24 protein-coding genes and 1 pseudogene are annotated in these 24,911 nt (G+C 43.8%); 6 read left to right on the forward strand and 19 right to left on the reverse strand.

All coding sequences use genetic code 11. The annotated features are described in order from the left end of the window. From tgt to Y697_RS02280, 12 genes and pseudogenes are all read right to left on the reverse strand, one after another. Positions 1-1,146 carry a tRNA guanosine(34) transglycosylase Tgt gene (gene tgt, locus Y697_RS02225; RefSeq protein ID WP_121550071.1) on the reverse strand — a complete coding sequence of 382 codons (1,146 nt, stop codon included), beginning with the start codon at positions 1,144-1,146 and terminating at the stop codon, positions 1-3. Then, the gene (locus tag Y697_RS02230; protein WP_121550072.1) at positions 1,139-1,768 is read right to left on the reverse strand and encodes a cyclodeaminase/cyclohydrolase family protein; all 630 of its coding nucleotides are present in this window, start codon (positions 1,766-1,768) and stop codon (positions 1,139-1,141) included. The genes tgt and Y697_RS02230 overlap by 8 nt, the downstream gene beginning before the upstream one ends. A 1-nt stretch (position 1,769) precedes the next feature. After that, entirely contained in the window at positions 1,770-2,519 is a 750-nt protein-coding gene (deoC, locus tag Y697_RS02235; protein ID WP_121550332.1) for a deoxyribose-phosphate aldolase, read from the reverse strand. Positions 2,520-2,551: 32 nt separating this feature from the next. Next, entirely contained in the window at positions 2,552-3,100 is a 549-nt protein-coding gene (locus Y697_RS02240) for an HDIG domain-containing metalloprotein (protein WP_121550073.1), read from the reverse strand. Positions 3,101-3,140: 40 nt separating this feature from the next. Next, positions 3,141-3,761: pseudogene (gene radC, locus Y697_RS02245) on the reverse strand (RadC family protein); the annotation flags it as partial. Between the two features lie 16 nt (positions 3,762-3,777). Next, a complete protein-coding gene (locus tag Y697_RS02250; protein ID WP_121550074.1) occupies positions 3,778-4,341 on the reverse strand; it encodes a nucleoside triphosphate pyrophosphatase in 564 nt (187 codons plus the stop codon). Further along, on the reverse strand, positions 4,329-4,841 hold the full coding sequence (locus Y697_RS02255) for a Gx transporter family protein (protein ID WP_259462266.1): 513 nt from the start codon (positions 4,839-4,841) through the stop codon (positions 4,329-4,331). The genes Y697_RS02250 and Y697_RS02255 overlap by 13 nt, the downstream gene beginning before the upstream one ends. A gap of 134 nt (positions 4,842-4,975) precedes the next feature. After that, positions 4,976-5,326, reverse strand: coding sequence for a NusG domain II-containing protein (locus tag Y697_RS02260; protein ID WP_121550076.1), 351 nt, complete (start codon positions 5,324-5,326; stop codon positions 4,976-4,978). Next, positions 5,323-6,363: an FAD:protein FMN transferase gene (locus tag Y697_RS02265; protein ID WP_121550077.1), complete on the reverse strand. Its 1,041-nt coding sequence runs from the start codon at positions 6,361-6,363 to the stop codon at positions 5,323-5,325. The genes Y697_RS02260 and Y697_RS02265 overlap by 4 nt, the downstream gene beginning before the upstream one ends. Further along, a complete protein-coding gene (gene amrS / locus Y697_RS02270) occupies positions 6,333-7,328 on the reverse strand; it encodes an AmmeMemoRadiSam system radical SAM enzyme (protein WP_121550078.1) in 996 nt (331 codons plus the stop codon). The genes Y697_RS02265 and amrS overlap by 31 nt, the downstream gene beginning before the upstream one ends. A gap of 21 nt (positions 7,329-7,349) precedes the next feature. Beyond that, positions 7,350-7,865 (reverse strand): AmmeMemoRadiSam system protein A, encoded by a 516-nt coding sequence (gene amrA / locus Y697_RS02275; protein ID WP_121550079.1) that lies wholly within the window; start codon positions 7,863-7,865, stop codon positions 7,350-7,352. Between the two features lie 9 nt (positions 7,866-7,874). After that, the gene (locus tag Y697_RS02280; protein ID WP_121550080.1) at positions 7,875-8,897 is read right to left on the reverse strand and encodes a 6-phosphofructokinase; all 1,023 of its coding nucleotides are present in this window, start codon (positions 8,895-8,897) and stop codon (positions 7,875-7,877) included. Positions 8,898-8,997: 100 nt separating this feature from the next. Between Y697_RS02280 and rnr the strand changes: the two genes are divergently transcribed. Further along, positions 8,998-11,205 carry a ribonuclease R gene (gene rnr, locus Y697_RS02285; protein ID WP_121550081.1) on the forward strand — a complete coding sequence of 736 codons (2,208 nt, stop codon included), beginning with the start codon at positions 8,998-9,000 and terminating at the stop codon, positions 11,203-11,205. On the opposite strand, the gene Y697_RS02290 is transcribed toward rnr, so the two are convergent. Then, entirely contained in the window at positions 11,202-11,699 is a 498-nt protein-coding gene (locus Y697_RS02290) for a ferritin family protein (protein ID WP_121550082.1), read from the reverse strand. The genes rnr and Y697_RS02290 overlap by 4 nt on opposite strands. Positions 11,700-11,854: 155 nt before the next feature. Here Y697_RS02290 and Y697_RS02295 point away from each other — a divergent pair, with 155 nt between their 5' ends. The 4 genes from Y697_RS02295 to Y697_RS02310 all read left to right on the forward strand — a co-directional run bounded on the left by Y697_RS02295 (position 11,855) and on the right by Y697_RS02310 (position 15,483). After that, positions 11,855-12,925 (forward strand): lipopolysaccharide assembly protein LapB, encoded by a 1,071-nt coding sequence (locus Y697_RS02295; protein ID WP_121550083.1) that lies wholly within the window; start codon positions 11,855-11,857, stop codon positions 12,923-12,925. Then, positions 12,910-13,680 (forward strand): A24 family peptidase, encoded by a 771-nt coding sequence (locus Y697_RS02300; RefSeq protein WP_121550084.1) that lies wholly within the window; start codon positions 12,910-12,912, stop codon positions 13,678-13,680. Before Y697_RS02295 ends, Y697_RS02300 begins: the two co-directional genes overlap by 16 nt. Beyond that, positions 13,677-14,339, forward strand: coding sequence for an RNase H family protein (locus Y697_RS02305; protein ID WP_121550085.1), 663 nt, complete (start codon positions 13,677-13,679; stop codon positions 14,337-14,339). Before Y697_RS02300 ends, Y697_RS02305 begins: the two co-directional genes overlap by 4 nt. Before the next feature lie 349 nt (positions 14,340-14,688). Beyond that, a complete protein-coding gene (locus Y697_RS02310) occupies positions 14,689-15,483 on the forward strand; it encodes a M55 family metallopeptidase (protein WP_121550086.1) in 795 nt (264 codons plus the stop codon). A 41-nt stretch (positions 15,484-15,524) separates the two neighbouring features. On the opposite strand, the gene Y697_RS02315 is transcribed toward Y697_RS02310, so the two are convergent. Then, positions 15,525-16,118: an N-acetyltransferase gene (locus Y697_RS02315; protein WP_121550087.1), complete on the reverse strand. Its 594-nt coding sequence runs from the start codon at positions 16,116-16,118 to the stop codon at positions 15,525-15,527. 103 nt (positions 16,119-16,221) lie between these two features. Between Y697_RS02315 and Y697_RS02320 the strand changes: the two genes are divergently transcribed. After that, positions 16,222-17,121 carry a diguanylate cyclase domain-containing protein gene (locus tag Y697_RS02320; RefSeq protein ID WP_121550088.1) on the forward strand — a complete coding sequence of 300 codons (900 nt, stop codon included), beginning with the start codon at positions 16,222-16,224 and terminating at the stop codon, positions 17,119-17,121. Here Y697_RS02320 and Y697_RS02325 read toward each other — a convergent pair whose 3' ends face one another. The 5 genes from Y697_RS02325 to Y697_RS02345 form a co-directional block, all read right to left on the reverse strand. Beyond that, positions 17,122-19,257, reverse strand: coding sequence for a fibronectin type III domain-containing protein (locus Y697_RS02325; RefSeq protein ID WP_259462267.1), 2,136 nt, complete (start codon positions 19,255-19,257; stop codon positions 17,122-17,124). It abuts the gene before it with no gap. A 7-nt stretch (positions 19,258-19,264) separates the two neighbouring features. After that, positions 19,265-21,445 carry a WD40 repeat domain-containing protein gene (locus Y697_RS02330; RefSeq protein WP_259462268.1) on the reverse strand — a complete coding sequence of 727 codons (2,181 nt, stop codon included), beginning with the start codon at positions 21,443-21,445 and terminating at the stop codon, positions 19,265-19,267. A gap of 132 nt (positions 21,446-21,577) precedes the next feature. Then, a complete protein-coding gene (locus Y697_RS02335) occupies positions 21,578-21,931 on the reverse strand; it encodes a VOC family protein (RefSeq protein ID WP_121550089.1) in 354 nt (117 codons plus the stop codon). Between the two features lie 529 nt (positions 21,932-22,460). Further along, a complete protein-coding gene (locus tag Y697_RS14540; RefSeq protein ID WP_183083681.1) occupies positions 22,461-23,726 on the reverse strand; it encodes an NAD(P)/FAD-dependent oxidoreductase in 1,266 nt (421 codons plus the stop codon). Between the two features lie 41 nt (positions 23,727-23,767). After that, positions 23,768-24,889, reverse strand: a complete 1,122-nt coding sequence (locus Y697_RS02345; protein WP_121550090.1) for an Ldh family oxidoreductase — start codon at positions 24,887-24,889, stop codon at positions 23,768-23,770. Positions 24,890-24,911: the final 22 nt, after the last annotated feature.

Here is a 24,911-nt window from a genome sequence, read left to right on the forward strand (position 1 = left end):
TCACCCCAAACGTTCTTCAGAAGTCTTAAGATCGCCTACTCGAATAAGACCGGTTTCAGAACAATGTCCTTTGAACTCACTCAGCCTATTCTCAAGTATAGCCTCTCGAATCCTCTTCACAAAATCCATTAGAAAGCTTACATTGTGGTAACTCAACAGAATCTTGCCAAGTATCTCGTCCCTTGTGAACAGGTGATGGATATACGCTCTATTGTACGTTGAACAGACTTTGCATGTACAGTTCGGATCTACTGGAGATTTATCGTGCTTATTTCTTGCCGACTTGAGGTTAATTCTTCCACTTGAGGTCAGTGCCGACCCATGTCTGCCAAGCCTTGTGGGAAGAACACAATCAAACATATCGACTCCGCTTTCGACTGCGGCCATGATCAGTTCAGGTGATCCTACTCCCATTAAGTATCTTGGCCTATCTTCGGGTAAAAGGCCGACGGATGCCGACAAAATTTTTTCCGTTGTCTCGAAGTCTTCTCCAACACTTAGGCCTCCCAAGGCGAAGCCCTCAAAATCCATTGCAGTGATTTCCGAAGCGCTCTCTTCCCTCAAGTCATTGAAGAACCCACCCTGGACAATACCGAAGAGAGACTGATTGCGATCCTTCTTGTGAGCAAGTAAGAATCTCTTCGCCCAGTTAGTGGTTCGTCTTACTGAATTTCTGACATATTCCTTGTCTGCATTTGGTTCAACACACTCGTCAAAGGCCATTGCAATATCTGATCCTATGGCTTCCTGAATCTCCATTGAGAGTTCAGGGGTAACGAAAAGGTTTCTGCCATCAAGAGGCGAACGAAATTTCACGCCTTCCTCGGTAATTTTTTTGTTGGAGAGCGAAAAGACCTGGAATCCGCCACTGTCAGTTAGGATAGAATGATCCCACGACATAAAATTATGAAGGCCGCCAAAGTATCTCAGAGTGTCGAGTCCTGGACGCAAAAACAAATGGAAAGCGTTGCCCAGTATTATTTTTGAATCTATCTCACAAAGCTGATCTTGCCAGATTCCTTTTACAGTCCCATTAGTGCCTACGGGCATAAAAACGGGGGTCTCGAACTCGCCGTGTGCAGTGGAAAGTACAGCGGTTCTTGCGTTTGTTTCAGTGCTCTTAGACCTTATTTTCAGCTCAACCATTTCGCTTTCCGATAATCTCGATTATCTTATCGTAAGAAGCATCAATCTGTTTTTCTAGTTGACTCATTTCATCGTTTATCCACGCGCCATAATCGGGGTCCTTAAGGGACTTCATATTGATCATAACATTGGCTTTGGCAATCCTATAGACTGCTAAGAGAAGGTGGGCGCCGCTTTCCGCGTCCGAAAGAACATTAGAATTCCCCCACTTGGCAAGTCTTTCTACATTCACAATTATGTTCTTACATCGCCTGGCAAGATCGAAAGGCACTTCTATTGCTGTCTTTAGAGCCTGCTGGACTTTCATTTCTCTTGTGTTCTTCTCATCATCGGTGGTTTTCGGAAGCTTATAAGCAGACATTACTTGGTCAAAGGCCTGAATATCTCGGTTCATCAAGTCGCAAAGATAGTTGCTTTCCGACTCAAAAACCTCTAAGGCTGACTCCATATGTCCTTCGACATCTTCATAGCCCTTTTTCCCTATGGTCAGGTTTGCGACCATTGATCCTAACGAAGCTGCGAGGGCAGCTACCACTGCTCCGACAGCACCCCCTCCTGGAGTCGCCGACTTCTCAGCAACTTTTTTCAAAAAATCTTTAACCGATAATGTGCAAAAATCCATTTCAATAACCCCCCTGATTGTCCTCTGATTCTCCAGAAATGATTTTTATCCCAGAGCTAGTACCGATTCTGTTAGCTCCGGCAACTATCATTTCTAGAGCGTCTTCTCTTGATTTGACACCGCCGGAGGCCTTGACTCTACAGGTGTCTCCGACAACAAACTTCATCAAAGAAACGTCATTTGTCGTCGCTCCTCCGGTTGAAAATCCGGTTGAAGTCTTGACAAATGCAGCACCCGACTGTCTGGCGATTACGCAGGCAGCAACCTTTTCCTCTTCATTAAGCAGAGATGTTTCGATTATTACTTTAACGGGTTTGCCTCGTGCTGATTCTACCACTTTGACCATGTCATCAAATACGCTTTCGTACTCTCCTGCCTTCAAGAGACCTACATTCATTACCATATCAAGCTCGTCTGCTCCATTATCAACCGCCCATGATGCTTCGAAAGCTTTCGCTTCTTTTGATGCCTGTCCCAAAGGAAACCCAATGACAACGGCCTTCTTTACATTGCTCCCTATAAGTGATTCATTCACTATAGGCAGATACCCAGAATTGACACAGACACTCCAGAATTCATAATTGATTGCCTCGTCACACAGTTTCTTTATCATTTCTGGAGTTGCATCGGCCTTCAAAAGAGTGTGGTCAATGAATTTGGCAATGTTGAGTTTCTCCGGTAACTCTCTTCTTATTGGAGAATACTCTTCTTTGTACCTTCGAACTTCCCTTTCGATTAATGCTCCAAGCATTGCATCACCAATCCTTATTTTATTTCGCGAAGTCACAAGCCCAGGTCTTCTGATATTTCTTGCATTGCTTTCAGAGATAGAGATAGGAAATCCTCTAGAGTCATGCCGATTCCAGCACAACTCGCCATCTGATCTCTATTGGCACCCCTGGCGAATGATTTCTCCTTATATCTGTTCAAGAGAAAATCCACGTCGATATCGGATAGCTTACTACCTTTCCTAATTAGAACTGCAGCCACTATGAATCCAGTTACTGGGTCGGCCGCATAAATTGCCTTTTCGATAAGTTTTCCTCTTTCTTTCTTTTCGCAATGGGCCAGAATCGCATCTTTAATATCTTCGGGCAAATCCTTGTTCTCAAGCATCTGCACTGTCTTATTGCCGTGTTCTTCAAAGTTGTCCTTAGTGAATTCGTAGTCAAGGTCGTGAAGAAGTCCTGCCATGGCCCAGACTTCTTCATCTTGTCCAAGATCTTTCGCCAGGGCCTTCATCACCGCCTCAGTGGCAAGAACATGTTTAATCAGATTCTTGGAGTGCATGTTGTCCATTATTAACTTCATTGCCTCTTCTCTTGAGATCATTTTCAGTCACCCCCGCTTCGAAAACTCTTCCGGCTGCAAAACTGTAGTACTTTCCGCTTCCTATTATAACGTGATCAAGCATCCTAATTCCGAGTGTTTCTCCAGCGTCTCTAATCTTTGAAGTAATCCCTTCATCTTCCTTACTTGGAGAAGGGTCGCCAGATGGATGGTTGTGGACGAGAATTATTGCTGCAGCCGTCCTGGATATGGCGGGTTTGTAGACCTCTCTCGGGTGAAGAACAGAGGAATCCAATATTCCCACACTAACGGTGTTTAGCCCTCTATAGTTCAGTTTGGTGTCCAAGGAAATTACCCTGACAGTCTCTCGATCCATGAAAGCCATGTCATTGCAGAGATAGTAAACACTCTGTGGTTCATCCAACCTCACTTTTGTCTTTTCCGTCATCTCCCTGAAGATTCTCTGCCCAAGCTCTAGAGCAGCCTTCAGGCAGACTGCTTTTGCCGTTCCAAGACCTTTTGCGGTCATCAATTCCGCAACTTCAGCAGACAGAAGCGCTGTGAGAGAACCATAATGATCGAGAAGCTCTTCGCTTAACTGGACTACCCCTTTCCCCTTTGCTCCAGTTCTAAGAAGGATCGCGATCAGTTCGCTGTCCGAAAGAGAACCTGTACCATACTTTAGGAGCCTTTCTCTAGGCATTGAGTGGAGGCACAATTCAAATTACCCCCCGCGAATGAAGTTCCTCCCAAAGTCTTCCTATGGGAAGCCCCATCACATTGTAGAAGTCGCCCGAGATGCTTCTTACAAAAATGGCACCACAGTCTTGGATTCCGTATGCCCCGGCTTTGTCAAGTGAGATACCACTTGCAGAGTACTCCTTAAGCACTTTCCCGGGCATTTCTCGAAATGTGACAGCGGTTTCTTCAACAAAAGTGAACTCGTCTTCTTCCGATACAACTGAGACAGACGTGTAGACGGAGTGGGTCTTGCCCGAAAGAGCAGAGAGCATTTCGTAAGCTGCCTCAATTGAAGAGGGCTTTCCAAGTACCAATCCATTTAGGACTACAACGGTGTCTGCTCCCACAATTACCGCATCAGGGTTCCTGAAATATACATTTTCAGCCTTCCTGTAAGAAAGTTCCGCTAGCTCCACCTCTGAAAATCGCTCTGAAAGCCTTTCTATAATTCCTTCTGGCGGAACTACCTCAAAGGTAACTCCAATTAGCTGAAGCAGCTCTTTTCTCCTTGGAGAAGATGAGCCAAGTATCAATCTAGCCAAAGAGTATCACCCATCCTTCGTATAACTTCAAATGCAATATAGGCATTAATCAGCGCAGAAACTGATCCAATGACTAACATATAGGGGTAAAGAAATACTATTTCTATACTCTTCACTATCAATGCGTACGCAACTAGCAACTGTACCAAGTTACTCGCCGAGGCTCCGGCCAGACTTATGCCTACCAGACCGAATCTTTCGGTCCGGCTCAAGAGCCACATCAGTGCTCCGGAAGAGAGAGAACCCGTAATTCCCATCAAGAAACCGGGAGTTGCAAGTCTACCCGTTATCAGACTTCCAATTAGGCTTTTTCCAACAGAGAGCACAAGAATGTCGCGAAAAGGCATGCCTGCTAGCGCGATGATTAAGACAAGATTAGAAAAGCCCCATCTTCCACCCGGAACTGGTAGAGGAAACGGTATAAGGCTTTCAAGAAGATAAAGAACAGAACCTATCGCAATTAACATCGACAGTGTGGTGATTCTTCTCGCTTCCATCATTACTCCATCAGCAAATTTAGCTAGTATTCCAGTGATACACAAACCTCGGGGAGTCAGTTATCCAATGACTCCCAGCAATTTTCAGAGCGGTTCAGCACTTTCTCTGTCAAATCTTCAAAGAGAACTTAACAAGCCTATTGAGAAATCACATCTACTTCCGTCCTACCCCATGGGATCTTTATGACTATCCTGTTGGGAACGCAAACGATTGGGATATTTGGGCTGTCTACTGCTCCTTGTAAGACACACAGCTTATCAGGACAATCTGAATCAATGACTGAGATCCTTCCCTTTTCGACCTTAATTCGCATACCTACTGCAAGCGAAAACTCTGAGTCTACTCTAAGATTGACTGTCCTTATTAACCTCCCATCATGGTACACTTCGGCAAAAGATGAACCTCTATCTCGTGTCATTGCGAGAAGTAACACTACTGTAATTAGTCCGAAGACAATCAAAATATCATATCTCGTTAGTAGTTTCATCGCTCCTGATATACTTCAAAACCTGGCGACTTAAAAATACTCATATCTTCCATTACGAGAAGAACGAGTGCTCCAAATCTCGGCAAAAATGTTACTCCCGGCTCCATTCCAATCACAAAGGCGGCAGTCGCATAGGCATCTGCAAGCATAACGCTTCTACCAATAGCGGTTGCGCTAATAACTCCGTTGCGGGATGGGAATCCCGTCTCTGGATCCATAATGTGGTGGTAACGTACGTTGTCTTCTATAAAAAATCTTTCATAGTCTCCAGAAGTAGCCACAGCACCATCATATAGATAGATATACTCTATAACGTCTTGGACACTCTCCCCTCTTGGATCTCTAACACCGACTATCCACGGCCTGCTTCCGTACTTGGGACCGATTACCCCTATGTCTCCGCCAGCATCAATGAAACCAGTCGCCCCCTCGTCAAGCGCTTTTATCTTCGCAATAGCCATATCTACTGCGTATCCCTTTGCAATCGCTCCGAGATCTAGCATTGCTCCATCTGCCAATGATACATATTCCGACTCTTCAACAAAAGTGATTCTGGAGAAGCCAGTCGATGCAAGAGCTTCTTCGATTTCTTTCTCTGAGGGGATCCTTTTGTCAGATGATTCATCGTCAAAACCCCAGAGTTTGGTCAGTTCGTACAGTGTCGGATCAAAGGCCCCGGAAGTGTTCTTTGCAATTTCGAGGGCAGATTTTATGAGAAAACTCGTCTCCTTATCTATATCGTGAAGTTCACCGCTTCTGTTAAGCTCTGCAATTATTCCGTCGCTTCTGCTTCCGAATTTCTCATCAATCCTTTCTATTTCCGTCATGGCAGCTTCTGCGAGGGTAACTGGAGACATTTTTGAAGAAGAGACCCTTACGGTAACGTAAGTTCCGAGAAGATACTCTGTTCTGTCATAATATTCCAGGGGCTTTTGCCGGAAGAAAATGAAAATCAACAACACAATAGCAGAAACCAGAAGCACCGCATAAACAATTGTCCGGCTTCTCAGAAGACGACTGGAATTTCTTCTTGGCACTTGTTGCACCTTCCTTTTTCGTCTATTCCAACCACTGAGCTCCGCATACCTTTTCTTTCGATTAAAAGGTTCCCGCAGTGAGGACAAATAGTATCGGAGAGACCGGGAAGGCTCGCGTTTCCAACGTACACGTATCTCAAATACTCCTTTGCTACTTCTGCAAGCATTGTTAAAGATTCAGGCGGAGTCGGAGGTATTTCACTTTTGTAGCTAGGATGATATCTGTTTATATGGAGAGGAATATCTTTTGAAATTTCTGAAATCCATTTTGCCTCTTCTATCATTTCTTCAGTGGAATCATTTTTACCAGGAATTATTAATGTTGTCAATTCCAAATGCGTTCCTACCTTTTTTGCCGTCTCTATTGATCTTAGAACATTTCTCTTATCTGTACCAATTTCATTTCTGTAAAAGTCATCGTTCCAACCCTTTAGATCAATATTCATTGCTCTAACCGACTGAGAAAGAAGATCCATAGGTTCCTCATCGATCACACCGTTTGTAACAAGGACACTGTAGATACCCTCTTTGGCTGCTGCCCTTGAAGTGTCTAGAATGAACTCGAAAGAGACAATCGGTTCATTGTAAGTAAATGCTATTCCTTGCGATTCCCTCTCAAGCGCGATCTGAATAAGCTGTTGAGGCATTACCCGCTTTACAGTCTTTGGTCGTTGCTTTGATATCTCCCAGTTCTGGCAAAAATCGCATTTAAGATTACATCCCCACGATCCAACTGAAAGTATCTTTTCTCCAGGGAAGAAGTGGTACAAGGGCTTCTTCTCGATAGGATCTACCGCTATCGAAGTCAGTTGACCGTAATTCAGCGAATAGAGCATTCCGTCAACATTTCTTCTAACACCACAAAAACCTACCTGATTAGGTTTAATTATGCAGTGCCTTGGACAAAGCAGGCATTGCAACGCATCATCCTCACCATATTCGTCAAAATACACGGCCGGTTTCAAAAAAACCACCTCTTAATAGAATCAGTGATACCTTTCAACTGAAAACCTGAAAATGTTGTAGTCCTCCGATTGACCAATACCAGCTTTCTTCAACGCGATTTCAAGCTGTTGCTGGACGGTATTTACCCCCTCTAGATCAGGCAGAAGGACACCTTTTCTGTATCCCAGAGAAACCACAACGCCGAACTTCTTTGGATCGAGATCTGAAAGGGTTGCTTTTTCTGGCAAACTAAGAATATCCACAGACAATTCCAAATCATGGAACTCAGCTGCTTCCACAGGGGGAAACCGTGGGTCTCTGATGGCCGATGAAATCGCGTTCTGTATTATCTCACTTGCAATATTCTCTTCCGTGGGGAATATCGTTCCTATACACCCTCTTAGCGATCCGCCCAGAGTGTGCAGAGATACGAAACAGCCCGCTCTTCTGGAGGTAAATTCACTAGATACCCACGCGGGGACTTCAACAGCAGCACGTCTTCGAAAGTACTCGCTTATTGAGAGTCTTGCAATCCTAACAGGTTCGGAATAAGACAATTCAATCCCTCAATCGAAAAAAATCTGAGACAGCTTGTAGTATTCGAAGGGAACGAGCTTCTTCGTAGCTATTCCATATTCAAGGGGTATGGAGACAATGTTGTTGCCTTTAAGCGCAACCATCCTGCCAAAATCGCCTTTCATAACAAGTTCCATTGCATGTACCCCATATCTCGTTCCAAGAATTCTATCAAAGGCTGTAGGTGTCCCCCCTCTTAATAGATGGCCTAGAACTACAGATCTTGTGTCGTAACCGGTTCTCTCAGAAATGATGTTTGCCATATAGTGTGCAATTCCACCGAGTTTAATATGTCCAAAAGCATCTATCTTGCTCTCATCGCCAACAACATTTTCAAGCTCTGTTGGCTTGAACCCTTCGGCAACAGCAACTATCATATATCCATATCTATTCATTCGCTTCTTCACATATGCGATAATTTCATCTATAGTCATGGGGTACTCTGGAATCAGTATTAAATGTGCTCCAGCAGCCATGCCCGCTTCCAAAGTTACCCATCCGGCCTCTCGACCCATGAGCTCGACGATTATGATTCTTCCGTGTGACTTCGCTGTGGAATGAAGCCTGTCTATTGCATCGGCACCGACATTAACAGCAGTTTGGTACCCAAAAGTGTAATCAGTGTTGGCAACGTCGTTGTCGATTGTCTTCGGCACGCCGATCGCTTTGTATCCCATCGAAGAAAGTTTTGCGGCCACACTCAACGTATCGTCACCGCCTATACCTATTATCGCGTCCAGCCCAAGCTTCTCAATATTTTCTTCCATTTTGATTCTCATGTCTTCTGACTTAAAGGGGTTAGTTCTGGATGTGCCAAGAATTGTGCCTCCCAGAATGTGAATGCCTTCAACATCGTTATCTGTGAGTTTCATACTCTCACCGACAACCAAACCCTTCCAACCATGCATCAAACCAATTATCTCCACACTTTCCGGAGCAGATTTGACGATTCCTCTGATTACTGCATTTAGTCCTGGACAGTCCCCGCCGCCAGTCAATATCCCAATTCGCATTAAGAACCTCCCGCAAGTTTAGAAAGTACTTACTCATAGACTGTATAATTATAACATGAAGAGATTCAATGTTGTCTGAGGACAGAGAGGAAAGAGGCTTATGAAGCTAAGTATGAAAGCAATAAGAGAGTTCATTACTTCACCAGAATACACACCTACCACCTTGAGAGGAATCGCCGTAAAGTTAGGGTTTAGTGATAAGGAAAGCAGAGGGCTGCTAAAAAAATATCTCATGGAACTGGTCAATTCTGGAGAGGTAATTCGAGATTCGAAAGGCAGATACATATCTCCTGGGGAAAAGATGGTAGTAGGAAAAATCGAATTTGCACGAAGAGGAATGGGTGCTTTCATAAGTGTAGAAGATGAAGAGGACGTCTTTATCCCTCCAGAGGATACAGGATTCTCTATCCATGGCGATACAGTCCTTGCGGAGATTACCGGAAAATATAGAGAAATAAGAAAAGGAAAGATCGTCAAGGTAATCAATCGCAATAAGACGAAAGTGGTCGGAACCTTCAAAACGAGAGGTATAATGGCCTTTGTCGTGGCCGACGATATGCGAATAAAGAGTGACTTCTATATACCTCCGGAAGGTTTCAATGGAGCCAGACCCGACCAAAAGGTTCTAATCAAGATCACCAGATATCCTTCGCCTGGAAAGAATCCAGAAGGAATCGTTGAGCGAGTCCTCGGGGATGCATTCAGTCCTGAGGCAGACTTGATGACAGTTATCTACAGGCAGGATCTTCCTGAGCCCGGCTACTTTCCAGAAGAAGTCAATGAACAGGCCGTAGAAACTACCAATAAGCTAAGCCCAGAAGAAATCAGAGGAAGAGAAGATCTCCGCGATGAATTAGTCTATACAATAGATGGCGATGATGCAAAGGATTTCGATGACGCCATATCCTTGAAGAAGAACTCCAAGGGGAACTATTTGCTAGGTATTCATATCGCCGATGTCTCCCACTATGTTCGAGAGGGAACGCAGATCGATGTCGAAGCTTATTTAAGGGGCACATCGGTCTACTTACTCGACACAGTAATTCCTATGCTTCCCTTTGAACTGTCAAACGACATTTGTTCATTGAAACCTGCTGAGGATAGGTTGACCCTGTCTCTTCTGATGGAAATTGATCCAAGAGGAAAGGTAGTTTCGACAGCAGTCAAGAATGCGGTGATTAATTCTAAGAGTCGACTTACATATTCTGAAGTAAACGATTTTCTCAATGGAGAAGCTTCCCAGGCCACTGTTGAGAAATTGACCCCTGTCTCTGAAAGCCTTAGGATGTCACATGAACTTGCACAAAAGATCAGAGACATCCGAAAGAAGCGCGGCTCTGTCATGGACATCTCATCCAGAGAAGTCAAGATAGTCTTTGATGAGAACGGTAAAGTGGTGGACATTATCCCACAGAGCCGTGGGGTGTCAGAATGGATCATTGAAGAATTCATGATACTTGCAAACGAGACAGTTGCCGAGATATTTGACAACAGAGGATTACCTTTTGTGTACAGGATTCACGAGGAGCCAGATCCCGAATCAATGATGCAGCTGAAAAATTATCTTGAGGCGCTGGGAATGAAAATAATGATTCCAAGGAATGTTCATCCAAAAGCTCTTCAACAAATACTGGAGAAGACAAAGGATCATCCTCTTCACTCTTCCATAGAAAGAGTCCTTGTGCGAGGTATGAAGCGTGCGGTCTATTCCGAGAGAAACATTGGTCACTTCGGACTGGCTTCTGAGGCTTACACTCATTTCACGTCGCCGATCAGGCGGTATCCTGACCTAGTTGTGCACAGACTATTGAAGAAATTGATAGAGAATTCTGGGAATGATCTCGGAGAAGAGTCAAAGAAAGTTGAAGAGACTCTTCCGAAGATAGCGTCCTGGGCATCGAAGAGAGAAAGGGTAGCTAATGAAGCGGAATGGGATTTGCTCGATATGAAGAAGGTGGAGTACATTTCCGGTCGTGTAGGAGACGTTTTTGAAGGTGTGATTACCGGGGTAACGAAATTTGGGATATTCGTGGAGTTGACGGAAAAGATGGTCTCGGGTCTCGTTCACATTTCAACTCTGGATGACTATTATGATTTTATTGAGAACCAGAATATTCTTGTTGGAAGAAAACGGAAACGTATCTTCAGAATAGGTGATGAACTGAAGGTTCAGGTTGTTAGGGCAGACAAGACGACCATGGAAATCGATTTTAATATCGTGAAAGAAGAAAGCGGACCTGCCGCCAACAGGAAAACCACTTCAGCAAGTATCTCAAAGAATAGAAACGTTACCAGGAAGAAGACTTAGTAGAGCGGTTCGAATCTCTGCACGCTCCAGTATTCTTTCATTAGAGATTCATAAAGACCTAGTAAAGTCGTCTTATGGTCTTCCTCCCATTTAGAAAGCATGTCGAAAAGGTCTTTAATCTCCTTTTTTGAAGATTCTTGTGCTCTTTGTTTATAGAAGTCTTCGAAATCTTTTTCTATCAGATAAGCAATTCGCAAAGCCGAGAGATCTCCCGCAAGTGAGTCAACCGAAATGCCTCTCAGCTCCAGAGATTCTCTTGAATAGAAGATGTTTTTCTCTTCAATGTTGGCGAACGTTATTTCGTCTCCTCTAGATTGATCTTCTATCATTTTGGAGATAAAGGAGACATGATCCATTTCCATCTCAGCAAGTTCCAAGAAGAGTTCCTTAACCTCTGGAATGTGAATTTCCTTTGATCTTTCTCTGTAAAACTTCACGCCCTCTCTTTCACGGGCCAGAGCATACTTAAGCACAGCGAGCTCTTCAGCGCCCATCAGAAACACTCCCTTCTCATGATCTTACTTGTCCTACAAAGTAATTATCTCATTAAATGAATTTCCTACAAAGTATTGCTTGATAAGTGTAAAGTCACTTTTGTGGTGGGCAAACGTGGTATATTTTTACAAATGACTCAGAGAAGAGGTGTTTTATGGAGATTATTCGCCTCAGGCAAGGAGAAAAGAGCTTTTCTATTACTGAAACCTTACCGTTTTCTATCGCAATACTTGACCAGATCTACGATGGCGACATTAATCTGGCGATAGATGATGTGAAAGGAAGTCAGGTAGAGAAGGATCTTTATGTTATCAGAACTTTAATTGATACTTTCGAGAATATTGTAACCCCTGAAAACTATGCACCCATTGAGTTCGAGGAATTTCTGGAATATCTTGCTGAGACTGAACTCTCTATCAAGTCTTTTGCAAGAGGCACGTTCTCTGGCTTTCAAGACAAGATACTTTCGATTGCGGACAGAGGTGATTATGATAGTGCCCAGCGGTTTCTTGATTTGCTTATGGAGGCGAATGTTGATGAAGCGTCTGTTTGTGAGCTAAAGGGCACAATCTTTTTGGAATCTGGGAATGAAGAAGAGGGGATTAAGTGGCTTCAGCGTGCTTTGAAGATAGATCCATCACTAGTATCCGCTTACTCATTTCTTGGTCAGACCTTCTACAACAGAGGGGAGTTTGATGAGGCGGCGAGTTGTTGGGAGAAGGAGATTACTTTGTCGCCGGATCATCTAGTCACCTATTTTATGCTGACAGACGCGTATATAAATGGTGGTCGTACGGAGGAAGCCCTTAATGTTCTGATGAGTCTTTCTCGCAGGGACCCAGATAGCATCTTGACGAAGGTTGAGATGGCTGATTTGTACGAAAGAATGGGAAACATTGACATGAGAGACAGAGTCGAGCAGGAAGTGCTTGGGGCAAAGCCGGTCTATATAAACGATATGGAGCCTTGGGCGAAGATTCAGTTTAAGTATTCAAGGTTCGATATTGTGGAAAAAGAGGCTAAGAAGTTTTTGAAAGAAGATCCCGATAGGCCAGAGCTGAAGATGCTTCTCATTGTGACTCATGTTAAGAAAGGGCTTTGTTCTGAGGCAAAGAAGCTTATGGAGGACTTTGAAAGTGAGCAGGTTTGGTATTACTACGGAAAGAAAGAACTTTTCGATGAGTTCCTTTCTGAAGAAGAGAGAAGACAGTGTGGGATTATTTAGCTTTTAGGGTACCGGTTTTTTTCGTTTTTGGGCTAATTTTTGGGAGTTTTTCTAACGCGTTGATCTTCAGGATTCCTTCCAAGGAGTACTCTATTGTCAGACCTCGAAGAAGCTTCTGTCCACACTGCAAGCATGAGCTTTCCTGGAAAGACAACCTTCCAGTTATTAGCTACCTAGTCCTGAAGGGAAAGTGCAGATACTGTGGTAACCCAATTTCCGCAAGATATCCCACAGTTGAGTTGTTGACAGCAGGATTGTATGCGCTAAACGCGTCTCTTTTTTCTCTTTCGGGAGCGATTTCATTATCAGTTCTATCCACAGGACTCATCGTTTCTTCCTTCATAGATCTTGAGCACTACATGATTCCTGATCTCGGCGTGATTCTTGTTGGAGTCGGTGCCTTCGCATGGTCGATTTTTGAAGATAGATTTCCTTTGAACTTGCTGTATGCTCTTCTCGTGACCGGGGCAATGGTAGCCTTCTTTTTAATTGCAAACCTCGTGAGGAAAGACAGCTTCGGATTTGGTGACGTTGAACTTCTTGCTGTTCTTTCACTTGCAACAGGGGTAGTCGGATCTCTTTACACAATTATGATAGCTTCGTTCGCCGCTCTGATAGTGTATGCCATAAAAGCTGCAGCTGAAGGAAAAAGGTTCGACAGACGAGCTCAGCTTCCATTCGGGCCTTTCATCGCAATCGGTGGATATTCAACAATAATCTTCCTGAATTTCATTGAGGCACTTTATCGAGTATGAACTTGAGGGACTGGACACATGAAATAAGAATGACGGGAATCGCTTTTGCGGATTTTCTAGATAGCAAGGGGATTCATTTCTCTCTAAGTTCTTCTGGAGAGTATTTCGTCCAATTGTCTAATGGAATAACCTTTAAACTCTACACAAATCGGTCCGGGAACAATAGGATAGTGTTGCCATCTTCCACCTGCGATGAGCTGTCTGAGAAGTTACTGTTTGCGTGGGAAGAGTTTAATGGCAGGACATATGGTGGAATACACCTCTTCGTTGATGGGAGTTTTAGAGACAATGCGGCAGGCTATGGAGTGGTCGTGATCTCCGAAAAGCGTATCGAGGAGAAGATAAAGGGTTGTGTGAGAGAAAACCTGGAAATGAGAAATGTGATTGGAGAGATTGAAGGTGTTATTCAAGGGTTGAGCTACTGCCTGAATAAGGGGTATAAGAGAGTAAAAATACATTACGACTATGAGGGATTGAAGAGCTGGAAAACAGGAGAGTGGAAAGCAAAGAACGAGTCGACGAGAAAGTACAGAGATCTTCTTGATAAACTATCAGCCGATATCAACATAGAATGGGTGAAAGTCAAATCGCATGTTGGAGACACCTTTAACGAGATTGCGGATAAATTGGCAAAAAAAGCTGTTGAGGAGTGTTTTTGATTTCCTCCGGAGTCCATTCTAGGGATTCCGACTACCAGAAGCAGACGCTCGATGATTTACGACAGTTAGTATGCTTTTTTAGGAAGTCAAGTGGTCTCGGACGGATATGTTACATACAAAATTACGACAGCTGCATCGGTGTTTCTTCGAGCGATGGCAACCGGTGATCTTCGAGGAGCTTTATCCATTCTCTGAGAGGAGAGACTGAATTGGAATTAGGCTGCTTTTTTGGCCTTTTTATTTGTGAAGCCGTGGCATCAAGGAGCAATCTTGACGAAAAGGCAATATTTTGTGTGAACCAAAGGCCAGAAACGGAAATGGAGTGAAAAAATTATGGGGAGGTTTGACTGTGAGAGTATACATCAGTGCTGACATTGAAGGGACTTCAGGGATTGCCGATTGGAACGAAGCGAGGAAGGGGCATGAGGACTACGAGTATTTCAAGAAGCAGATGACTGCGGAAGTAAGGGCCGCTGTACAGGGTGCTATAAAAGCAGGTGCCTCGGAAATCGTTGTGAGGGATGCCCATGGAAGTGCAAGAAATATTGATCCGTCTTCTCTTCCTGAAGAAGTCCGCATATTGAGAGGATGGGCGAGAGACCCTCTGATGATGATGCAGGGAGTTGATACCGGTTTTGGGGCCGTCGTATTCACAGGCTATCACTCCCCATCAGGGCAGGCTTTGAATCCTCTTTCTCACACTATGACCGGCGAGATCTTCTATTTGAAGATAAATGGGGAGCTTGTTAGTGAATTCATGCTAAACGCGATGTCAGCAGCCTACTACGGTATACCGATAGTCTTTGTCAGTGGTGATGAAGGAATTGTGAGGATTGCAAAGCAGGCAGTACCTGGCATTGTGACGGTCTCAACAAACCGTGGAAGCGGATCCTCCGTTGATTCAATCCATCCTATGAGAGCGGTGAAACTGATTGAAGAGGGGGTCTATAAGGCCTTGAAGAATCTTGAGACACTTCCTTTGGAACTGCCAGAGAGATTCAATGTCGAGATTGCCTATGTTGATCACAGACTGGCACACAAACTCTCCTTTTTTCCGGGAGTGCGCAAGATGGATGACCGGACAATCATATTCGAAGAAACTGACTATTTTGAAGTACTTAGAAAGCTATTGTTCTTGCTTTGAGAGTCTTAGAGGCAATCTTAGAAGAACTTTTGGTTAGATAATCATCCAGCAGTCTTTCGGGTGCTTTTCAGCCGTATGCTGTCTTTGACCGGGTAGTCGCGCGGAAGCCTCATTTCGGGTTTAAAACCATATCTAGTATATATTGAAAGGGCCCTACCATTACTCTTTGAAACATCGAGTACAATCTCTTGACAAGTTGCGAGAAGATAGCTAAATACCATTCTCGCAAAGCCCATATTCCTGAAACCTCTTTCAACCGAAATGATTCCTAGATAGCTCTGGTTAGATGAAACACTCATTTTCATTGCCTTACGTAGCGTTCTAACTTCCATTAGCAACCTGAATCTACTCAGACTAGTGAGGAAATCTCTATAATTTGGCTTTAAAGAAGCTAATTGCTTCATCTCCTTCATCGAGTAAAGAGCATATATCGCGACCGGTTGTTCCCTGAATTCGCAGACGGTTATATGCCTGATGTTTAGCGGGTTATTAAGTAGTATGAGCTCGGAGACAAATTTATGAGCCTTTCTTCCAAAAGCCCTTCTGAAATGCGAAGGATCTGTATCGAAAACAAGTGAGGCAACAAAGGGCACATCCTCTCTTTCTGCCTGTCTGAACAACATCTCTCTCTCCATAGTAAAATTCTACGCCTCTAGCAATGATCGATCAACCTCTTTCTTGGCATAGTATTGCATTAGATCATTTATAAGAATCAAGATCCGTGATGTGAGGTGGCCTGTGGAAACCAGAGAGAGAGAAACTAACGAGGCAGTGCAGATTGCCGAACGCTTGCTTGAGGGAACTCACGAAGCTTCGGCAATTCTTTCGACCGAGGGGAAAGTAGTTGTCGAGAACAGTGAATGGAGAAAGCTGACTTCTGATTATTTCTATGAGTTAAGCTTTATGAAGCAAGATGTAATAGATTTCTCCAGTTTATTCAACTTGTTGAACGACTCCGGTTCTGCAAGACTCAGTTCGTTAATCAACGGAGAGGTAAGTTATGCGTCTTTCGACCTAAGCGATTCAATTCAGACTCGAAGATCACAGTTGTCTGTCAACATTTTCTTTCTTGGGATTTCAAATAAACTATCATATTTGATTACTATGATTGACAACAGCGAATCTACAAGTATTCGAAACGCTTTAAGAGATATGTCGTACCTTGATTCTCTCTCCGGATTTGGAAATGAGAGCTCTCTGCACACTCATCTTGCCTGCAAAATTCATACTGCAAGAGTTACTGGGAGCTCCTTTTCGATTATATGTGTCACATTATCAGATTCTAAGGAAACAGTTGCAATGTTTGGCAAAAGGACCGCAGATATCATTCTACAGAGAATTAGCAGAAGACTTGCAAAAGCAGTTCCAAAAGCAGAGTTTTTCAGGGTCATGGATGATGTCTTTGTTATCGTAATGGATTTGAGCGTCAGGAAGGAAGTTTCTTCGACAGCCATTTCCTTGTTATCAGCTTTGGAAAGACCCGTTGTAGTCAATGACACAGAAATTGCGCCATCTGTCGTGATTGGAATCTGTCAGTTTCCCGTAGATGGGGAGAGTACAGACGCTCTCTTTAGCAACTGCCTTTCATCTGTATTTGCAGCGAAAAGGGAAGGTTTGAAGTGGCAGTTCTACAGCTGATTATTCGAGATAGAAGACGAAAGCATCATAATTCCCTTTATTAGAGCCTAAATCCCCGTCACTCGATGCAGAGAAACCTGTTAAAGCAAATCCGTCGCCTGAACTTGCGACTGCTAGGCTAACATCTTCCAGTTCTCCGCCAAGATATTCTTCCCAAAGCAAATTCCCGTCAACATCAAGCTGCAGGAGCCAGATGTCGCTATAAGCTAATCCAGATCTTTTCAAGGGAGTGTTTTCCAAACCTTTTCTTTCCAGATTTGACTCCGAGAATCCGACTGCTTGAACGCCACCAGAAGGAGTGAAATAAAAATCTTCAAGAAAGTCGTTGCCTTTGCCTCCTAAGCATTTAGTCCACAAAACTTCTCCCTCTTCTGATAGTTTTATTATGAATCCATCATAATCGGAAGTTTTCCTAGAGAAAGCACCTCTGGTGGAGCTGGTTGAACCTACAACAAATATATCCCCGTTTGAGGCCACCTTCACAGAGGAAGGTGAATCCTCACACTCTCCACCAAGAACTTTGGCCCAAAGGAGCTCACCATTAATGCTGACTTTGATCACCAGAACCGATGAGAACTCCAGAGTCAATCCGTTAATCGATAAGTGGCTTCCGCTATTCCCTTCGGCTTCTCCATCCATTGAAGTTGTTTCTGCAACGATCACTATGTCTCCGTTAGGGTCAAGATTGAAGTCGACTGCCCGTTCAAAGGAGCTCCCACCAAATGATTTTTGCCAGACTTCCGATCCTGACCTATCAAGTTTTATCAGAACGACGCTCTTTCCTGCGCTTTCATGTGAGGATTTCGTTCCCAAAATTAAGTATCCGTCCTCGATCTCAACGACTGCGACTGCTTCGTTGTGATTTCCTCCAATTCTGAATCTCCAGCTTTCATTTGCGTATCTATCGAGTTTGATGGCTAGCAGTGAAGATTCTTCCCCAGATCCGAGACCAATTGAGGCGTGGCTTTTGCCTACCACCAGAAATCCCTTATCGTAGGTTTGTATTATGTCATTGAACTCGGTCCAGCCCATATCGAACTTCTTTTGCCAGGCAAAATAGCCATTTCCGTCAAGTTTCACAACCCATCCTGCTCTTGAAAGGACTTTTGCTGAGGAATCCGAAGCTAGTCCAGCATCCGCAGAACCCGCAAGAATGAAGCCACCATCTGAAAGAGGCCTGATTTTAGTGAAGCTGTCTCTTCCGTCATTACCAATAACCCTCTTCCATTCCAATTTGGGAATCCTTTTTGTTTTGAATGACCAGATTGGGCTTCTAATCAATCCACCCTTTCCATCGTCAGCCACAACCTGCCAACTGTATTCAGTATCCGGTTCAAGAGAAGGTAAGGTGTAGGTGGTGTCCGCGATTTGTCCGGCCAGGACTTCCAGTTTTTCGGACCCAAAGTAGAGAGTATAAGAAAGGCTGTCTCCATCGGGGTCTTCGCACTTCCATGAGAGAATCAAATTATTCATGAAATCCTCAACACCATCGATGGGATAAGGAGAGTAAGGTTCTTCTGGCCAGTGGTTCTTGTCCATTACGATTATGTTAAAGGTTTCGCAGTGCCACTGTCCCAAGTTGTCAATTGCTTTAATAGTTACTCTGTGCGCAACAGGGGCCTCTCGATGCCCAGCGGTGTATCGATATTCAGCACCCTGAATTTCGCCCACGCCACTGACGATTTCGAAAAATATGTCTTCTGAATCTGAAGTGGTAAGCTCTTTCAAGTCAATCTCTAGAGACTCTCCTTCAAAGAGCTTCTGGTTTTTGATTGCAAGAGCAGGGGACAGAGGTGGATTTGCTACTACAATCTCAATGGGAACAACAGATCTCGATCTTTCCGACTGTACAACGATCTCCACTCTGTCTTTGGGGCAGCTTAGAGATTTAGTATCAATCAAAAGAAGATCGTTCTCTATTCTTCCTTTCTCTCCTACTACTGAAAAGGCAAGGGCCGTTCCATTGCTTCTTACGATGTCTACAACTGGTAGTGATAGTAGCTCGCCGTATTCTACTGTTACACTACCAAACTCCAAAACTTCGAAATCTGCACTTTGTCCGTTAAGCAGTCCGAAGCCTGAGACAACTGCGAGGACGGCGAAACCGACTATTGCGGCAAGCAGTATTCTCTTCATCATCAAATCAAAGCCTTATCTTCCGTGTCTTCTTTTTTGAAGACTTTGCTGTCAGGAGAAGAACCAAAGGAATTATTATCACAATCGGAATCAACCAGTACCAGATCTTGCCACCATCCCTTTCATTTTCTGGAGGGGCTGAGAGAGTGAACAATGCTCGAGCTGAATTGCCCTCAACATCATTTACAATTACAAGATGTTCACCGTATTCGCTTACCATAATGTGCATTTCCTTTTCTCTTTCATTTACTGGGTAGGTCTTTCCGGAAACAACAACCTCTTTTACGTTAACGTCGTCGCTAACTGTGAAGCTTAGGATCCTTTCATTACCCGAAACAGCATGCTGAACTGGTTCTCCACTGATTACTGGATCTCCAGTCGAAACCGGTCTTCTGGATAGATACTCTTTTTCTAACCAGCCGTAACCGTAAACAAAATAACAGTCTTCGCCTTCTTCGGTAACTTTGACTTCCTGCCCAAATCCCAGACTTTCATGCTCTCTGGAAACCCAGAAACTTCTTGCTTCAGCTTCTAATGAGAATGTTAACGTCGCTTTGTTTCCATCTTGATCGTATGCATTGACAGTATATTCGCCCGTTCCCTGAACTTCAGTTTCAATTTCGGCCAAAACTGAATTTACTTCAAGAGGAGTCACGGCAAGGTCTGGGCCAATAATTTCGATCAAAGTCACTGTGCTGTTGTCGGAGACGGACAACTTCAGATACTTGGTATCGCCGATCGAAACCTTCTGCACTTTGTCGCCGGTTATTAGAGGTGGTTCAACATCAGGAGCGACTCTCGAAAAGCAGTCTCTGTCAAGCCACTCTCCATTTACAAGGAATGCCACTTCACGAAAATCGTCAATGATTACCCTGTCGCCTCTCTTATATGTGCCGATTTCTTCTACTACGTACATCACGGTTTCTTCAAATAGAATGGTTACAGTTCGTTCGTCGTAGGAACCGGAATCGTCATAAGCTCGGATCATGTAGTCGCCTGCTCCATCGGGGCTAAACACAACTTCTCCATCTTCACCGATTTCCACTTCTTCTTCATTCACTGTCACTTTCTTTACAGGCGTGGAGACTGAAAAATCCACCGTGTCTTTCTCTATGCTTATACTAAGAAGAGCGGGAGTGTAGATTTTCGGCAACTTATCTAGCTGGAGAAGAAGTGAACTGAGCTCTCTCGCAACTTCCACAGGTTTAGCTCCTTCGACAGTAGTTACTCTCTCAGTTGCAAGTACTGAAGAAACCCAATTGCCGTTGGAATTATAAGAGAAATACTCGCCGTCACCAAACCCTATCAATGTTCCTATTGGAGAGGCTTTTTCAATATCCCATATTTTCAATGTCCCATCCGTGGAAGACGAGTAAAGCACATGACCATCATTTGAAAGGACTATCTCTGTTACATCCCAGTTGTGACCCGTTATCATATGCACAAGAGTGAAAGAAGGAAAGGAAAGACTCTTTATTGTTCTGTCTGAGGATGCTGTGTAGATTAACCCGTTGTCGACGAGAATCTTTGTAAGCTCTGCGTTGTGAACTCTCGATGTCTTCAGGGGGGACCAGGTTTTGACATCATATGATCTCAGATGGCCCGCCTCAGATCCAATTAGAAGAACTGATCTATCTTTATCCATAGATACTGCGGTAAGTGGTCCGATATCTGCTCTGATAACCTTAACTTGCTGTCCACTTGATGTATCCCATATTCTAAGAGTTCCATCTTTAGAAGCTGAGTATAGACGATTCTGTTCAGGCCAATCGATAATGGAGTGTACGGACCCGGAATGGCCTCTGAGAGTTCTTATGAAGGATAGACTTGAGAGCGACCATATCTTCACCGTTGCATCTGAGCTGCATGAATAAAGCGTCTTACCGTCTTCAGTTACAATCAAGTCGTTTACTGCACTGGTGTGACTGCTCAAAGACTTAATCTTTTTTCCTGTTAGAAGGTCCCAAACGATAATTATTCCGTCGTCATAGCCCGCGATTCCCAGCTTTCCGTCTGAAGAGACAGCAACTGAAGTTACCCAGGCGCTGTTAAAAGTAAGATTATGAGTCAATCTTCCATCTAAGAGGCTCCACACTTTGATTGTATTATCAATATATCCGGAAACAAGTCTCTCCCCATCTGGACTAACTGCCAACGAAGTAGCGCTGAAAGCCTTGCTATCTGGCACGTACTCTGTGCCATATGCAACAAGAGAAAAAAGCAAAGTAGCTAATATAGCTATCCTTCTCAAATCTATCACCCTGAATTGAATTTTCACTCAATTCTACCATTCATGGCCGTTCAAGAACAGTCCAACCGATCAGTCAAGAAACCTCTGAATCTCCAAACGATAACCATCGGGATCCCTTGTGAAAAAATGATAGATATTGAACTTCTCGTTTACGGTCGGCTCGGTGCATTCAACACCCAATTTGGTCAATTTTTCGTAGAATTCATCGACTTCGTCGGTGAGCAAAGTAATTATTGGATTATCTTCTCCAGCATTTACTTGAAGATGATTACAAAAACCAATCATACCGCCGTTGGCAGTGAAGAAAATCCAACATTTCCCCTGATCTCTAAACAATTCAAGTCCTATCAAGTCTCTGTAGAAAGAACCTGTAATACTCAGATTTCCTGTGCCCAAAAAGACGATTGTGTTTACTACCTTCAACACTAGATCCTCCCTTCAAAACAAAGGTCCGATCTACGATCGGACCCTTCCGGTTGATCTTCCATACATAATTTGGGTGCTATGAGGACAGGTTGCACTTAAAAGGGTGTAGGTGTGCTTTGCACTGGCCTTGCTATCTTGCTGGAATCGATTTGTCTTTCATCTCGGTATTTCAACAAATGAGACCCCAACATTGAACCAATGGTTCAGTAAACATGTATATTTTTATTTGCGTATACATTACATTTAGCACTCGCTACTTCGGTTTTCAAGGGTATCAAACTACTCGGCAAAAACAGGTCCTTGACCTACAACCTACAATACCACCGCAAGCTGTCATGTATTACTCCATTTGAGTTTCTAGTATCCAAATTTCCAGCATTGTCTCTTTCAGTTTTATTACTCAATTTGCACTCATTGACCTCGCGTTGGTGGGTTGAAAGTGTAGCAACCCGCGTCATTCGACAAGATGACGAAAAAGCTCTTCCACCAAGCGTTTGTCTCATTGGAAGTCGTTTCAATGAAATTCCTATTTGAGAGAAGAACCTAAGAGCTTTCCGTGACCGGTTGCATATGTTATGGATCTTGTGTGACCACTGCAATCACCGATGAATTTCAGATTCTTGTATCGACCGTTGTTTATCTTGTTTGAGTAAAACTTGACTTCAACGGCATACATAAGATTGTCGGGATAGGATATTCCAGGAATTACCTCACTGAGTTTCTCAATAAACTCAGTAATGGAAACAGATATTCTTCTGGGTAAAACAAGGTTAATGTCCCCCAGAATGAAATCGCTTTCCGGTAACGTAGGTTTTACCCTCCCCAATCTCTTTGTTCTCTTCGTCTGTATGAAATCCTCATAAGTTTGAAGAATCACTTTCCTGCCACCGGCAAGTATATTGCTCAATCTGCTTATATATGAGCCGTAACCAATTGGATCGCGAAAAGGTTCGGTGAAACGTGTTGTGCAAAGTATTGCGAAGTTGGTGCTCTCTGAACTCCCTCCGGAATTGGAGTGGCCGTTCACGGTCACAAAATCATCGTAGTTCTCCAGAACGACCTTTCCAGATGGATTGTTACAGAAAGTTCTCACTGTATATCCTGTCCTGGCCTTCAATCGAACTTTGAATTCATACATCTCATTATTGATCTCTTCAACCACATGATCGGGAAGCTCAAATCTGATTCCAATGTCTACTGTATTACTTGATGCAACGATTTCCGGATATCGCCCTGTAACCTTTTTTATAAGCGAGTGACCGCTTCTGCCCACAGCAACAACCACATAATCAAACTCGGCTTCGAATCCCTCTCCTCTAAGAACAATTCTTTCCTTTTCAATGTCGATTTCATCGACTCTCGAGCCAAAGTGAAAGTGGACGTTCTTCTTCTGCGAGAATTCGTCGAAAATCCTTGTAAGAACCGAACCCAGTTTATCGGTCCCTATATGCCAGAACTTAGAGTTCACAGGTTCAAAACCCTTTTCATAGAAGAGGTTAAAAAATGAGGATTTTCTGTCAAAGGATGTGCCTGTTTTGACAACGAGTTTGTCTTCGGAGCACAGTTTCTCCAGATAGAAATCGACTACACTTCTTTGAATATAGAGCGGAATCTCCATATCACCGCCCATAGTATCTGATACGAAAATCTTCCCATCCGACCTTATTCCACTTATGCTTGAACTAAAAATATCCTTTGAGCGTTCCAGAATGTGAATCTCATGATTCTCATCAATAACTTCGCTTAAGAAGCCTATTGAGGCTGCTCCAAATCCGATAACTCCAATTTTCATCTGATAAGTCCTTAACGGACAGCTCACCTCCCGGTGCGTCGTTATTCCCAGCTAAATCTGTATTTATCAAGCCCCAGCTCATTTCTGAGCTGTACTAGTTGTTTCCTCAAGATCTCATTCAAAGGGGCTCCTTTGTCCTTTCTTGATATCCATGCGAGGTATTCCTTCTCGCCAGCTGTATATATCCTTTCCTGCCCGGGAGCCTTTTTCGATGCCCTAAGCTCTCTGAGGATATCACCAGCGAGTTTCTTGAATTCGTTCACTGGAGTGAACGGCTCGATGTCTATTGCTATAAAGAAATGACCTATTGGAATGGGTCTCTTTTCATTCTTAGGTCCCACACCTGTCAGCATCTTCAAATAGCTGCCTGCCTGCAAAGCAGCAGAAAGAATCTCAACTACTGTTGCGTAGCCATAGCCCTTGTATCCGGCAGTCTCCTCGCCGATACCTCCTAGCGGAGTCAAAGCGGCTTCTCCTTTTGTCAGATCAATCAGGATTTGCTCAGTGTCGGTTCTTGGTTTGCCATCAAGACCAATAACCCAACCTTCTGGCAGCTCCTTGCCTGCTCTGGCATAGACTTCAATCTTTCCTCTTTGAGCGACAGAAGTAGCGCAGTCCAGAACAAAGGGGAAGTCTTCGTCTGTTGGAATCCCGAAAGTGAGTGGATTAGTTCCCAGCATATTTTCCACTCCAAAAGTTGGTGCAATAGATGGACGGGCATTCGTGCCAGTAATTCCTATCATGCCCTCTTCAATGGCCATCATTGGATAATAGCCGGCTATTCCGTAGTGTGTCGAGTTGCGTACTACCACCATTCCCATTCCATAGGTTTTCGCCTTCTCAATCGCGAGCTTCATTGATCTGTAAGCAATTACGTGTCCCATCCCGTTGTGTCCGTCAACCACGGCCGTCGTGGGGCTTTCCCTAATTATCTCAAACTCTGTGACGGGACTTTGAGTTCCTGACCGGATTCTATCCACGTAGATGGGCTTTAGTCTTCCTATGCCGTGTGAGTCGATCCCTCTCTTGTCTGAAGTAATGAGAACATTGGCACAAACACTTGCATCCTTTTCAGGAACGCCGACACCTACAAAAACATCTTTCATGAAGGCTTCTAGAGTATCAAAGTCAACCCAGACAACATCGTCATAAATGTTTTCCACAAAATCCCTCCTTTTTCTCTCT

The sequence above is a fragment of the Mesotoga sp. BH458_6_3_2_1 genome (assembly GCF_003664995.1).
Taxonomy (GTDB): Bacteria; Thermotogota; Thermotogae; order Petrotogales; family Kosmotogaceae; genus Mesotoga.